This window comes from Thalassospira sp. B30-1, assembly GCF_015767575.1.
GTDB lineage: Bacteria > Pseudomonadota > Alphaproteobacteria > Rhodospirillales > Thalassospiraceae > Thalassospira > Thalassospira xiamenensis.
In genome coordinates, this window is the sequence record NZ_CP065232.1 from 4,067,628 (window position 1) to 4,081,261 (window position 13,634).

Annotated in this window: 11 protein-coding genes and 1 tRNA gene; 6 read left to right on the top strand and 6 right to left on the bottom strand. The window is 55.7% G+C overall.

Annotated features, from left to right (window positions below):
* Positions 1-7: 7 nt before the first annotated feature.
* The 3 genes from pncB to IT971_RS19090 form a co-directional block, all read right to left on the bottom strand.
* The gene (pncB, locus tag IT971_RS19080; RefSeq protein ID WP_063094329.1) at positions 8-1,297 is read right to left on the bottom strand and encodes a nicotinate phosphoribosyltransferase; all 1,290 of its coding nucleotides are present in this window, start codon (positions 1,295-1,297) and stop codon (positions 8-10) included.
* 181 nt (positions 1,298-1,478) lie between these two features.
* The gene (gene gltB, locus IT971_RS19085; RefSeq protein WP_063094327.1) at positions 1,479-6,029 is read right to left on the bottom strand and encodes a glutamate synthase large subunit; all 4,551 of its coding nucleotides are present in this window, start codon (positions 6,027-6,029) and stop codon (positions 1,479-1,481) included.
* A 28-nt stretch (positions 6,030-6,057) separates the two neighbouring features.
* Positions 6,058-7,488 (bottom strand): NAD(P)-dependent oxidoreductase, encoded by a 1,431-nt coding sequence (locus IT971_RS19090; RefSeq protein ID WP_007091673.1) that lies wholly within the window; start codon positions 7,486-7,488, stop codon positions 6,058-6,060.
* Between the two features lie 265 nt (positions 7,489-7,753).
* On the opposite strand from IT971_RS19090, the gene IT971_RS19095 reads away from it, so the two are divergent.
* The 5 genes from IT971_RS19095 (at position 7,754) to IT971_RS19115 (ending at position 10,717) form a co-directional block, all read left to right on the top strand.
* Positions 7,754-8,584: an undecaprenyl-diphosphate phosphatase gene (locus IT971_RS19095; RefSeq protein WP_063094395.1), complete on the top strand. Its 831-nt coding sequence runs from the start codon at positions 7,754-7,756 to the stop codon at positions 8,582-8,584.
* Between the two features lie 65 nt (positions 8,585-8,649).
* A complete protein-coding gene (locus IT971_RS19100) occupies positions 8,650-9,198 on the top strand; it encodes a GNAT family N-acetyltransferase (RefSeq protein WP_223304883.1) in 549 nt (182 codons plus the stop codon).
* Between the two features lie 147 nt (positions 9,199-9,345).
* Positions 9,346-9,666, top strand: coding sequence for a metalloregulator ArsR/SmtB family transcription factor (locus tag IT971_RS19105; protein WP_063094324.1), 321 nt, complete (start codon positions 9,346-9,348; stop codon positions 9,664-9,666).
* On the top strand, positions 9,663-10,040 hold the full coding sequence (locus IT971_RS19110; RefSeq protein WP_065701852.1) for an SRPBCC domain-containing protein: 378 nt from the start codon (positions 9,663-9,665) through the stop codon (positions 10,038-10,040). Before IT971_RS19105 ends, IT971_RS19110 begins: the two co-directional genes overlap by 4 nt.
* A gap of 41 nt (positions 10,041-10,081) precedes the next feature.
* On the top strand, positions 10,082-10,717 hold the full coding sequence (locus tag IT971_RS19115; RefSeq protein WP_063094322.1) for an ATP-dependent Clp protease proteolytic subunit: 636 nt from the start codon (positions 10,082-10,084) through the stop codon (positions 10,715-10,717).
* 9 nt (positions 10,718-10,726) lie between these two features.
* Here the strand turns inward: IT971_RS19115 and IT971_RS19120 are convergent, their stop codons facing one another.
* From IT971_RS19120 to IT971_RS19130, 3 genes are all read right to left on the bottom strand, one after another.
* The gene (locus IT971_RS19120) at positions 10,727-11,002 is read right to left on the bottom strand and encodes a DUF3572 domain-containing protein (RefSeq protein WP_063094320.1); all 276 of its coding nucleotides are present in this window, start codon (positions 11,000-11,002) and stop codon (positions 10,727-10,729) included.
* A gap of 46 nt (positions 11,003-11,048) precedes the next feature.
* Entirely contained in the window at positions 11,049-11,441 is a 393-nt protein-coding gene (locus tag IT971_RS19125) for a hypothetical protein (protein ID WP_063094318.1), read from the bottom strand.
* Between the two features lie 376 nt (positions 11,442-11,817).
* Positions 11,818-11,906: transfer RNA gene (locus IT971_RS19130), tRNA-Leu, on the bottom strand.
* Between the two features lie 237 nt (positions 11,907-12,143).
* On the opposite strand from IT971_RS19130, the gene IT971_RS19135 reads away from it, so the two are divergent.
* Positions 12,144-13,541, top strand: a complete 1,398-nt coding sequence (locus IT971_RS19135) for a hypothetical protein (RefSeq protein ID WP_223304885.1) — start codon at positions 12,144-12,146, stop codon at positions 13,539-13,541.
* Positions 13,542-13,634: the final 93 nt, after the last annotated feature.

Genomic DNA, 13,634 nt, shown 5'->3' on the forward strand with positions numbered 1-13,634 from the left:
TCCCGGCCTACCCTTGCCTTGTGGGATGACCAAAAACCCGGATGTAACGTTCGACCTGCCTGGGATCGCCCGAAATCTTTTCCGGATTGTCTGAAAGCTTGACCGCCGGATGACCATTGGCACTTGTCACCTTGCACACCAGCGACATCGGCTCAAGCCCCTTCTCCCCCGCCGGATCACAACCGCGAAAATCATTGGTCAGGTTCGTGCCCCAGCCAAAGCTCATACGGACCCGGCCATGGAAATGCAGATAGGTTTCGATAATCGCATCAATGTCGAGATTGTCTGAAAAGACCAGAAGCTTCTCGCGCGGGTCCCTGCCGTGTTCTTCCCACCAACGGATGATCTGTTCACCACCTTCAATCGGCGGCGCACTGTCGGGGCGAAAGCCGGTCCAGTCCGCCAGCCAGTCGGGCGCGCCTTTAAGAAACGACGCCGTGCCATATGTATCGGGCAACGCGATCAGGAGATTGCCGCTGTAATGCTGGCGCCATTGCTCCAGCACCCGATAAGGCGAAGCCGCAAGTTCGTCATCATTTTTGGAAATCGCCGCTTCGACCATCGGCAATTCATGGGCATTGGTACCAATCGCCTCGATATCCGCGGTCATTGCCAGCAACACATTTGACGTGCCGATGAACCGGTTGCCGATCCCCTCTTTCAGGGCTTCGACACACCAGCGCTGCCACAAAAAACCATGCCGCCGCCGAGTACCGAAATCGGCAAGAACAAGGTCTGGCAAATCGCGAAGCCGTTCAACCTTTTCCCAAAGCTTGGCCTTGGCACGCGCATACAGCACATCAAGTTCGAACCGCCCGCGATTGCGCAACACAGCACGCGACCGCAATTCGGTAATGATCGCAAGGGCCGGTGTTTCCCACATAGAACTATGCGTCCATGGCCCCGTAAAATGCAGTTCAAACTGCCCGTCGATCTTGCGCAATTCATATTCCGGCAATTGGAAATCGCCAAGCCAGCGAATAAATTCCGGCTTGAACATATGGTTGCGCCCGTAAAATGTCGCCCCCGCCAGCCAGATCAGTTCCTGGCGGGTAAAACGCAGGCTGCGCGCATGGTCAAGCTGCGCGCGTAATTCGCCTTCATCAATGATATCGCCAAGCCTTATATGTCGGCTGCGATTGATCAGTGAAAAGGTAACATCCACATCCGGGTGTTCCTGCCAGATCGCCTGCAACATCAGAAGCTTGTAAAAATCGGTATCCAGAAGACTGCGGATGATCGGATCAAGCTTGAAATTGTGGTTATAGGTCCGTGTGGCAATATCGGTAACGGTCATGAACCACCTGTCAGATTGGCAAAGATGTTCGCTTTGACATAAGTATCAATGCCACCGGGCGAAAGCGCCACCCCGCAAACATCCCGACCGGCAAAAAAAGAAGCCCCGTACAAAGTACGGGGCCAGTTTGTTTGTCCGGGTGTATGGACAAGGGAGCTTGCGCAAAAGCGTGAAAAAGGGTTCACGCAGTTGCCTGGTTTTCGCTCATCGAGCGAATGGGGTTTTCCAGCTTGTCGACGATTTCTTTCGGCACGATCTGCCAGAAATTGCCGCGTTCGCGATCCCAATTGTCAAGGATGGTGCGTGCAAAACCGCTATCGGTTTCCGCAACATGCTCTTCAATCAGCGAACGACAGACTTCGTCCCAATGCTGGGTTTCAATACGTTGGTACAGGATGGAGCCATCGTTGACGACATCCCCAAAGGTGCCCTCGACGTCATAGATGAACGCCATGCCACCGGTCATGCCAGCACCAAAGTTCTCACCAACCGCGCCAAGGATCACGGCGGTACCGCCGGTCATGTATTCACAACCGTTCGAACCACATCCTTCGACCACAACCGTAGCACCCGAGTTACGAACGCAGAAACGTTCCCCGGCCTGACCGGCTGCAAACAGCTTACCCGCCGTTGCACCATAAAGGATGGTGTTGCCGATAATCGTGTTTTCGTTGGTCTTAAGCGGGCTTGATGGCCGCGGGCGCAAGACGATGGTACCGCCCGAAAGACCCTTGCCGACATAATCGTTGGCATCGCCCTGAACTTCGATTTTCAGCCCCTGAACCGCAAACGCGCCCAGCGACTGACCGGCAGAACCGCGCAAACGCACATGCAGATGGCCCGGTTTCAGGCCGGTCATGCCATATTTCTGCGTGATCAGCGACGAAATACGCGTCCCGATAGCACGCTGCGTGTTCTGAATGTTGTATTGCAGCTGCATCTTTTCGCCGTCTTCAAGCAATGCGCGCGCATCCTTGATCATCTGGGCGTCAAGCGTATCGGGCACTTCGTTGCGCCCCTCAATCGTGCAGTAACGTTTGTGATCACCGGCATCGGCCTGTGCAAGCAGCGGGTTCAGGTCAAGGTCAACAAGGTCCTTCGCACCGCGATGAACCTGCTGCAGCAGGTCCGAACGGCCGATGATTTCCTGCAGGTTGTCATAGCCAAGCTCGGCCAGGATATCCTTGACCTCTTCGGCCATGAAGGTGAACAGGTTGACCAGCTTGTCCGCCGTACCGACGAACTTGGCACGCAATGCCGGGTCTTGGGTACAAACGCCAACCGGGCAGGTGTTCGAATGGCACTGACGCACCATGATACAGCCAAGCGCGATCAGGGATGCGGTACCAATACCAAATTCTTCCGCACCCAGCATCGCACCGATCACAACGTCACGGCCGGTTTTGAAACCGCCATCGACGCGCAGCTTGACCTTGCTGCGCAGGTTGTTCAGCGTCAGAACCTGATTGACTTCCGAAAGGCCCATTTCCCAAGGAATACCGGCATATTTGATCGAGGTCTGCGGGCTGGCACCGGTGCCGCCATCATAACCCGAAATCAGGATGACGTCGGCCTTTGCCTTTGCCACACCGGCCGCAATCGTACCCACGCCCGAACGCGACACCAGCTTGACGCAAACGCGGCAACGCGGGTTGATCTGTTTCAGGTCATAGATCAGCTGCGCCAGATCTTCGATGGAATAAATATCGTGATGCGGCGGCGGCGAAATCAGGGTCACACCCGGCGTCGCATGACGCAGCTGTGCGATTTCAACCGTGACCTTGAAGCCCGGAAGCTGACCACCTTCACCCGGTTTTGCACCCTGGGCGACCTTGATCTGGATTTCTTCGCAGTTGTTCAGGTATTCGGCGGTCACACCGAAACGACCCGATGCCACCTGCTTGATCGATGAACGTGCATTGTCCCCGTTCGAACGCGGCCGGAAACGTTCACGCGATTCACCACCCTCGCCAGAGTTCGATTTCGCACCGATGCGGTTCATCGCAATCGCCAGTGCCTCGTGGGCCTCGGTCGAAAGCGCACCGTGGGACATGCCCGGGGTAACGAACCGTTTGCGGATTTCGGTGATGCTTTCAACCTGCTCCTGACGAACCGGTTTGCGGTCAGAACGGAAATCAAGCAGATCGCGAAGATGAAGCGGTTCACGCGAACGAAGCCCCTCCGAAAACTTGCGGAAGGTATTGTACGACCCCGTGGTGACGGATGACTGCAACGTATGGATCAGCGGACCGGTCCAGACATGGCGTTCACCCGAACGACGATATTTGTAAAGGCCACCGACCGGAAGGGTCACGACATTGCCGTTAAACGCTTCCTTGTGCTGGGCAATGCAACGACGCTGGATACCCTGAAGACCGATACCCGAAATGCGCGACGGCATGCCGGGGAAGAATTCCGCCACCAGCGACCGCGACAGGCCGATACTTTCAAAGTTATAGCCACCGCGATAGGAACTGATGATCGAAATGCCCATCTTGGACATGATCTTGAGCAGTCCGGCATCAATCGCCGCCTTGAAACGCTGCATGACTTCGGCCGTGCTGCCGACATTGGGGAACAGCCCGCGCGCATAACGGTCCAGAAGACCTTCCTGCGCCAGATAGGCGTTCACCGTCGTCGCACCTACACCGATCAGAACCGCAAAGTAATGCACATCCATGCATTCCGCCGAACGGACGTTAAGCGAGATATAGGTACGCAGCGACGTTTTCACGAGATAGCTGTGCACACCACCCGTCGCCAGAACCATCGGGATTGCCGCACGCTCGGCCGAAATGCCCTCGTCGGTCAGGATGATATGAAGCGCACCGCCACGAACCGCTTCTTCGGCTTCGCGCTGGATACGGGTGATCGCATCGCGCAGTGCTGACGCGCCGCCATTGATGTCGAACGTGGTGTCGATTTCGACCGCCGTATCGCCCATATAGCCGCGCATTGCGTCATATTCGGCATTGGTCAGAACCGGGCTTTCAAGCTGAAGCAGGTCGCACTGGCTTTCATCTTCGTCAAGGATGTTGCCAAGGTTGCCAAGGCGCGTTTTCAGGCTCATGACGCGGGCTTCGCGCAAAGAGTCAATCGGCGGGTTGGTTACCTGCGAAAAGTTCTGGCGGAAGAAGTGATGCAAACCGCGATACCGATCCGAAAGGATCGCAAGCGGGGTATCATCCCCCATCGAGCCAATGGCTTCCTTGCCGTCTTCACCCATCGGATGCAGGATCAGTTCAAGGTCTTCGTGCGTAAGACCCATTGCCTTCTGCAAGCGCAGAAGCGCTTCCTTGCCAAGGCGCGCGGGTTCGGTGTGCTCCGGCGAAATCAGGTCATCAAGCACCTTGGTGCGACCCACCCATTTCGACCAGTCACGACGGTTCGCAAGCTTATCCTTAAGCTCGCTGTCATGGTACAGCTTGCCTTCTTCAAGGTTGATGGCAATCATCTGCCCCGGGCCAAGCCGCCCTTTTTCAAGGCAGCTTTCCTCGTCGATATGCACCATGCCTGCTTCGGAACCGGCAATCAGAAGACCATTGCCAGTGACGGCATAACGCAGCGGACGAAGACCATTGCGGTCGGTCCCCCCCATCAACCACTTGCCGCCATAAGCTGCCAGTGCCGCCGGGCCGTCCCACGGTTCCATCACCGCGTTGCAATAGGCATAAAGGTTTTTATAGCTGTCCGGCGTCGATGCCTTTTTCGACCAAGCTTCGGGGACCATCATGGTTTTCACCATCGGCAGGTCACGACCGGCACGCACCATCAGTTCGAACACGGCATCAAGGGCGGCCGAGTCAGATGACCCCGGCTGAATGACCGGTTTCAGATCTTCGATAGTGTCGGAAAAGGCCTCGTGCGCCATGCGGGCTTCGTGGCTTTTCATCCAGTTGACGTTACCGCGCAGCGTGTTGATCTCGCCGTTATGGGCCAGAACACGGAACGGCTGCGCCAACGGCCAGCTCGGGAAGGTGTTGGTCGAATAACGCTGATGATAGACGCAGAAATTCGAAACGAACCGCTCGTCACGCAAATCCGGATAGAAAATGTCGACCTGCTCGGCAAGGAACATGCCCTTGTAGATGATCGAACGGCACGACATCGAACAGATATAGAAATCCTTGATCGCTTCGGACAGGACCGCTTTCTCGACACGACGACGGATGGTGTAAAGATCGACCTCGAACTGGTCTTCATCAACGTCACCCCGCGCACCGATCAGAACCTGTTCGATTTCAGGCCGCGTCTGGTTGGCTTTTTCACCGACAACCGAAACATCCACCGGAACCTGACGCCAGCCAAGAATGCCGTAACCCTGTTTCAGGATTTCGGTTTCAACGATGGCACGGCACCGTTCCTGTGCCGACATATCGATACGCGGCAGGAATACCTGACCAACCGCAATCAGGCTTTCCGGCGCTTCCTGATTGATAACCTTCAGATACGCCTTGAAGAAATCCTGCGGGATCTGCAGGTGAATGCCCGCGCCATCGCCGGTTTTGCCGTCGGCATCAACCGCACCACGATGCCAGATCGCCTTAAGCGCTTCGATACCGGCTTCAACCACCTCGCGACGCGGCTTGCCATCAATCGCACCGACAAGACCCACACCACAGTTGGCATGTTCTTCGGCCGGGTCATACATACCGTACGCCGACAGATGTTCGGCATTCTTTTCAAAACGGGCGATCTCTTGCGCGCCACGGTCATGAATAATCTTGTTCATAACTCTCTCTCCTAATGCGGCAGCGGGCTTAAGCAGCAGCTTCTTTGCGCGCCAGCAGATATTCATCGATCCGGTCAGCCGCATCGCGACCGTCACGGATGGCCCAAACCACCAGCGACGCACCGCGCGCAATATCACCGGCGGCAAAAACGCCATCCAGATTGGTCATCATCGAACGGAAATCGATTTTAACCGTGCCCCAGCGTGATACACCCAGTTCCGGCGCATCAAACAGGGTCGGCAGGTCTTCCGGCTCGAACCCAAGCGCCAGGATGACCATGTCAGCATCCATGGTGTAGTTCGACCCTTCGATCAGTTCGGGGCTCTGACGGCCACCGGCATCCGGGGCACCAAGGCGCATCTTGACCGCACGCACACCGGTCACCTTGTCGTCGCCAACAAAGGCTTCCGGGTTGGTCAGCCAGACAAACTCAACGCCTTCTTCCTCGGCATTGGCCACTTCGCGCTGGGATCCCGGCATATTCGCACGGTCACGGCGATAAAGACATTTGACCGATTTCGCACCCTGACGGATCGCGGTACGGACACAGTCCATGGCCGTATCGCCACCGCCAATAACCACAACGTTTTTGTCTTTGGCATTCAGCGTGCCATCGTCATAGGCGGCAACCGTGTCGCCAAGGCCGATGCGGTTCGAGGTGGTCAGATATTCAAGGGCCGGATAGATATTGCCAAGACCAACACCGGGCAGCTTCAGATCGCGGGACTTGTAAACACCCGTGGCGATCAGAACGCTGTCATGTTTGCGGCGCAGTTCATCAAGCGTCGCGTCGCGGCCAACCTCGAATTCGGTGTGCATGACGACACCACCTTCTTCAAGCAGCTTCACCCGGCGTTCAACGATATGTTTTTCAAGCTTGAAACCCGGAATCCCGTAAACCAGCAACCCGCCCATGCGGTCATAGCGGTCATAGATATGGACTTCATATCCTTTAAGGCGCAGTTGTTCCGCAGCCGCCATGCCTGCCGGGCCACCACCGATGATCCCGACCGACATGCCGTTTTCCTGCGTCGGCTTGGGTGCCTTGACCCAGCCATTCGCAAAGGCGGTATCGGTAATGTATTTCTCGACCGACCCAATCGTGACCGCACCATGCGTTGACTGTTCGATCACGCAATTGCCTTCGCACAGGCGATCCTGCGGGCAGATGCGGCCGGTCACTTCGGGCATGTTGTTGGTTGCCGCCGAAATGGCATAGGCTTCTTCCATGCGACCTTCGGTCGTCAGGCGCAGCCAGTCCGGGATGTTATTATACAAAGGACAATGGGCCTGACAGAACGGCACGCCACATTGCGAGCAGCGCGCAGACTGATCCGCCGCGGCTTCTGTCTCGAAACCTTCGTAAATTTCATTGAAGTCCGTGCGACGCTCGGATGCTTCTCTCTTGTGCGGATATTTTTGTTCAAGATGAACAAACTTCAGCATCTTTTCTGTCATAGCGGCCCTCTAAAAGGGTTTTATGTTGCGGGTTGGCTTTTGTATACGCGCCGGTTTTGCAAGAATCCAGCACAAAATGCATGATAGGTCAATATTACTGACCATTATATCCCCAAATAAAATCAGGATATCGGGAATTTCGGGATTTAAAGCGCTGAAAGAAAGTTTCATTAGTACCATAATGGTACTATTAATGCATTTCGTCTGTTTGCGCTAAGCTGCTATAAGCGGTGAGTTTTTGCCGATAACAGCGATCGAGGCCGGGGTGACGTTACAACATATAATTCTTCTGGCGGTCATCCAGGGGATCACGGAATTCCTGCCCATCAGTTCATCGGGTCACCTGATCCTGACCCCCGCCCTGACAGGGGCCGCAGATCAGGGTTTGTTGGTAGATGTTGCCGTCCATGTCGGCACACTGGCCGCCGTTATGATCTATTTCTGGCGCGATGTTTTCGCGATGATCGGCGGATTCTTCTTCCTTTTGTCCGGGCGCATCAATCCCGGTGCCCGACTCGCCCTGCACATCATCCTCGCCACCATCCCGGTGGTCGCGGTTGGCTTCTATTTCAAAGTCTCGGGCATCGAAGAACAGCTTCGCTCGGTCGAAATCATTGCTTGGACGACGCTTATATTTGGCATCGTGCTGTGGATTGCCGACAAGATCGGCATGACGATCAACCGGCTTGAACATATGCGTTGGGGCGGGGCGCTGTTCATCGGCCTTGCACAGGTTCTTGCCCTCATTCCCGGCACCAGCCGTTCGGGCATCACCATGACGGCCGCACGGCTGATGGGGTACGAGCGCGCCGATGCCGCACAGTTTTCCATGCTGCTGTCGATTCCGGTTATTCTGGGCGCGGGTCTTCTGGCCGGGATTGACCTGCAACAGTCCGGTGACATGGCCCTGACCATGGATGTCCTTCTCGCGGCGGGCCTGTCCTTCATTACCGCCCTGATTGCCATTGCCATGCTGATGAGCTGGCTTAAACGCTCCACCTTCACGCCGTTCGCGATCTATCGCATCCTTCTGGGCGGCGGCTTGCTGGTGTGGATTTATGGCTATGGCGGCGGTCCGATCCCGTTACTTGGGTAATCCACCGTCAAGACAGCCTGCCATTGCGCCACTGACCGACTAACCGACTGGCTAAGTGATCGACCATGCCTGCCCGAATGTTTCTTCGTCCGATTGATCCTGTTGTCGACGGTGCGGCTCTCCATACCATTTTTGGTAATCCGGAATGCTGCACATGGCTTCCCGAACCGGCCTTTGCATCAATCGCGGATACCATCGCAAAGCTCAAACACTGGAACAGCGGCTTTGAAAAGACGTCATGGGCGGTTGCCGCGTCGCCGAATGGCCCGGCCCTTGGCCGCATCGCCCTTTATAATACCGGCGATGATCCCGACGTATGGGAAGCCGCCTGCATGATTTCCCCTGCGGCACGCGGGCAAAACCTTGCTGCGCGGGCCTTGTCCCATGCCATTGGGTATCTCTTTGAAACCACGACCGCGCGCCGCATCTTTGCCGATATCGATCCCGACAACATTGCATCAATCCGGGTATTCGAAAAACTGGGCTTTACCCGCGAAGGTCAGCTTCGCGGGACCTGGAACACACATATCGGCATTCGTGATTCGGTGATCTACGGATTGATGAAAACAGACCCACAACCCGATATCGGCCCGGCCCCCATCGTCATTGCATGACCCCGGCCTGACGCCACGACCGACGAAGACTAATTCAGACCGATTGCACAATGCGCACCGGTTTCCCATAACCGGCAATCGGCGTTGCACCTTTTCGTCTCTAATTTACCTTGCCCAAACACATAAGCCTGTGCTTATGTGTTTTGCATGATGGAAAACGACATATTCAAAGCACTGGCCGATCCGACCCGGCGCACAATTTTTGAAAAGCTTGCCAGCAGCCAAAGCATGAATGCCAGTGCCCTTCGCGACGGCATGAGCATCAGCCAACCGGCCATGTCCCAACATCTGGCTGTCCTGCGTCAGGCAAAGCTGGTGGATGAAGAACGACAGGGACGCTTCGTCCATTACCGTGTCAATCCCGATGGCCTGGCGCTGATTGTTCAATGGGTGGCCCGATACAGCACCACCTTCTGGCCGGACCGGATAGATGCCCTACGCCAGACCCTAAAGGAGATGGACCAGTGACCGACAGCAAGACACGCACTGCCAAACCCAAAAAGCCCAAAGCTTCCCGTCACCTTGAATTTGAATTCAGACTGGATGCACCAAGGGAGAAGGTCTGGCGGGCGATCAGCATTCCCGAAATTCGCGAAAGCTGGTTACCCGGCACCAATTTGCGCAACGCCATACCGATACGGCAAATTCCCGGCAAGGAAGTGACCTATCTGATGCGTGATCCCTATCCGCCCCATCTGGAAAGCATGGTGACCTTTCACCTCGCGCAATCTGGCGAAAACAGCACCTGCCTGCGCATCATTCACCAGTTAACCGATGCAAAATGCCTGCCCCCGGCCAAGGCCGCCAACAGCAACAGTGTGGAAATGATCTGCGCGGCCTGACGCCGCCTCACCCGATCCCTTTTCGAACCCGGAGCCCCTCGATGCGCGACATGATGCAACTGATCCCGATGGTTGTTGAACAGACCAGTGCTGGCGAACGGTCCTTTGACATTTTTTCGCGACTTTTGCGCGAACGGATCATTTTCCTCAATGGCGAAGTGAATGACACGATCTCATCGCTTGTCTGTGCGCAATTGCTGTTCCTCGAAGCCGAAAACCCCAAAAAACCGATCAACCTTTATATCAATTCCCCGGGTGGCGTCGTCACCAGTGGCATGGCGATGTATGACACGATGCGCTACATAAAGGCGCCTGTTCATACCCTATGCATGGGCACCGCACGATCGATGGGATCGTTCCTGCTGATGGCAGGCGAACCGGGCCACCGCGCAGCCCTCCCCAATGCCAGCCTGCATGTGCATCAACCGCTGGGTGGCTTTCAGGGCCAGGCATCGGATGTCCTGATCCATGCCGAAGAAATGCGCCAGACCAAACAGCGCATGATTTCGCTTTATGCCAAACATTGCGGTCGCAGTTACGAGGAAGTGGAACGCACCCTGGACCGCGACCGTTTCATGACCGCAAATCAGGCTCTGGAATGGGGGCTGATAGATCAGGTACTCGAACATCACGGTGCCAATGACGATGACGCAGCCAGATCCACAGCAGACACCTGATCTGACGCATCAATCCTGCCAGATCGGCCCGCCCGAAAGGATGATTTGCGCCCGCGCCGGGTCTTCCGGCGCATAGCCGCTATCGTCGACAAAGCGCATCAGGAACGGCTCATGCGACATTAAAAAATCAATCGCGCCCAATTGGACTTCATTGCTGGTAATCCCGGCTTTCAGGTCATCAAGTCCCATACCGGTCTGGGCAAAAAGCCCCTCCAGCAACTCGTCATCACCGGCAATAAACGCTATTGCCCGGATGGCAAGCGTTTCGGCTGCTTCCTTGTTCATTGTCCATCTGCCCTTTACCGCATGACCGGCCTGTTGACCCAAAGTACTAGCTGAACCACTTCGCCTTGGCCAAGGCGCGCCAGACAACCAGCCCGGCAATCACGATCAATACCGTGCCAATCATACCAAAATTCTGCCCCAGCAACACGACAAGTCCCCAGAACCCGATGGTTCCGAACCCGACCGCAAGGGCCAAAAACGCCGATTTTGTAAGGCTGTCCTGATTTTTCTGGGCGGCTTCCGCCCGCTTGAGCTCGTCAACAATCTCGTACCAGGCAATCTGTTGCCAGCGGGAATATTTAAGACCCTTGCGCGGACCTTTGCGCAGAAACTCGTCAAGCAACTTGACGATATTGTTTGCACGCTCCTCGGGCACGACATATTTGCCGAACCGCTCCTTCTTGCGCGGGCCTTCGTCTTCACTACCGATATCGTTCACCCAACCACTCCGAAAGCTGCCCGTTTTCGGGCCATGTCATCGGTCATAAGCGTTTCTGATTTATATCCGGTAAATCAGAAACGCCATGATAACGATCACACGGCACTTTATGTCCCGCAAAGGATTGCAGGAGAAAGGTCACGGCAGAAACCAGACGGTTGGAAATATCCAGGCTCAGGCAACGACCATTGCGGTAATTGCGATCACGCCAAATGCAAGAAGATGGATCATCATTTTCTCCTGTTGCTAGGGACATTCGTCCCGGCCAAACGTATGCGTCTTACGTTTGTTCATAATCCCTAATCTGCAAAACAGGTAATTTGATGGCGCAATTCCGCGCCAAAAACGACGACCAAACAATCGTGACTGGGGAATATGGTGCGGGCGGCCGGACTTGAACCGGCAAGGTCTTTAAGGACCGGCGGATTTTAAGTCCGCTGCGTATACCAATTTCGCCACGCCCGCAAAGCGCTTACAAGGTTGGTGTCCAACCGGCAGAACAGGGTTCTAGCGCGGCTTTAAAAACGGCGCAATACCGGAATGCCCGATTTTATCAATCCGCAAAAGCCGAAATCCGATGCCATCGCACAAAAGCGAATACGGCATTGCGACATAATTGCCTGTCTTTCACCACATTACCCCCATTTTTCCGCGGCACGGTTGCAACGATCCCGTAGGAATCAACAGGCGACCCGGTTGAACGTGAAGAGGCACAGCGACATTTCACTGGCTATCTCAGCATGTCTGGCACTTGCCATGCTTGGCCTTTTGCTGCGTCACGAAATCGTCCCGAATGCCAATGCCGAAGATGACGGCTCCGGTCGCCCCGACGCCCCGATTTTGCGCAGCGAAACACTGAACCGCGCCGCCAACCAGCAACGCCATATCGACCGCCTGTATGACAAGATGGAAAATGACCTGCTGGGCAGCACCATCGGCCCCCTGTTTCTTGACGATTCTGTCCCCGCGCCTGAACAGCCACCCAATGCCCTTGCGCTTGGCACCGGGAATGCGACCACGATTGAAACCTTTGGCGGGCGCTCGGCACTGGCATCCATCGCCAAGAAACTGGATTTCGATACCGCAAATGGCACCTTTCCCAACCAGACCCGCAGCGGTGCAACCCCGATCAGCCTGTGGGTCCATGGCAGCCAGACCGACATCGAAAACCGGGTTACCGATACCGGCTATAACCCGAACCTCAGCGGCGACGTCATTTCAATTGATACCGGGGTCGATTATCTGGTGGATGACAGCCTGATCATCGGGCTTGGCGTTGGCTGGGGCAGCACACTTAGCGAGGCCGCCGCCCGTCAGGTACTCTACCGGGAAAATAACGTCACCTTTTCCCCGTATTTCGTATCGCGCATGACCGAATGGCTTAACATTCGTGGCAGTGTGGGGATGGGCACAAGTACCATCACCCAGTCCGCCATTGATGGCGGCCCGGATAATCTCAGTTACGCCGAAAATCTTGAAAGTTCGACACTATCAAGCTCGATCGGTTTTGGTACCGAATACGATCTCGGCTTCGTGCCAGTCACAGTAAGCCTCGATGGCGACATCATCACCGCCCGCGAGGAATTTGAAAGTGCGCGCGGTGCCGACGGGTCACTGATCCCTGCCCGAACCGCCCTGACCCAGCTTTTCGATAGCACCGCAGAAGCACGCTATAACCTTGTCCTTGGCGACCATAGCCTTGTGCCCTTTGCCGGGCAGGATCAGACCGTCACCCTGATGAATCAGGGCTATGGCCGATCCACCAATCGCCGTTATTTTGTCGGCACCGAATATGTCTATGACCCCTGGCATATCGGCGCATCCGTCGAAGGATTCCGCGAATTTTCCCCCAATACCGATCCTCTCGAAGGGGTGCGTTCCGAAATCAGCCTCAGTTCCGAACTTCCCTATGGTTACGGGGTTCTAAGCCCCTATGTGACAAGTGAAAATACCAGTACCTATTCACAGGTAGGCGGCGGCATCACCCATAATTGGGGCGGCATCCCCGGCCAGATGAGTCTCGAAGTGCAGCGTAAACTGACCTTCGCAACCGAACACAACAACATGTCTGGCCTGATGACCGTCCGGTTCAATTTCTGATGCTTTCCTTACGGCTTTGCTATGTTGTGGCTTGGCGTTACCGTGCTGTCCGGTTAGGGTGCACAAAGAATTAAAACCGTCCAGCCCAGCAGG

Coding starts and splice junctions, on each gene's coding strand:
- pncB (WP_063094329.1), bottom strand. CDS start 1,297: ATGACCGTTACCGATATTGCCACACGGACCTATAACCACAATTTCAAG.
- gltB (WP_063094327.1), bottom strand. CDS start 6,029: ATGAACAAGATTATTCATGACCGTGGCGCGCAAGAGATCGCCCGTTTT.
- IT971_RS19090 (WP_007091673.1), bottom strand. CDS start 7,488: ATGACAGAAAAGATGCTGAAGTTTGTTCATCTTGAACAAAAATATCCG.
- IT971_RS19100 (WP_223304883.1), top strand. CDS start 8,650: ATGCCTGCCCGAATGTTTCTTCGTCCGATTGATCCTGTTGTCGACGGT.
- IT971_RS19105 (WP_063094324.1), top strand. CDS start 9,346: ATGATGGAAAACGACATATTCAAAGCACTGGCCGATCCGACCCGGCGC.
- IT971_RS19115 (WP_063094322.1), top strand. CDS start 10,082: ATGCGCGACATGATGCAACTGATCCCGATGGTTGTTGAACAGACCAGT.
- IT971_RS19120 (WP_063094320.1), bottom strand. CDS start 11,002: ATGAACAAGGAAGCAGCCGAAACGCTTGCCATCCGGGCAATAGCGTTT.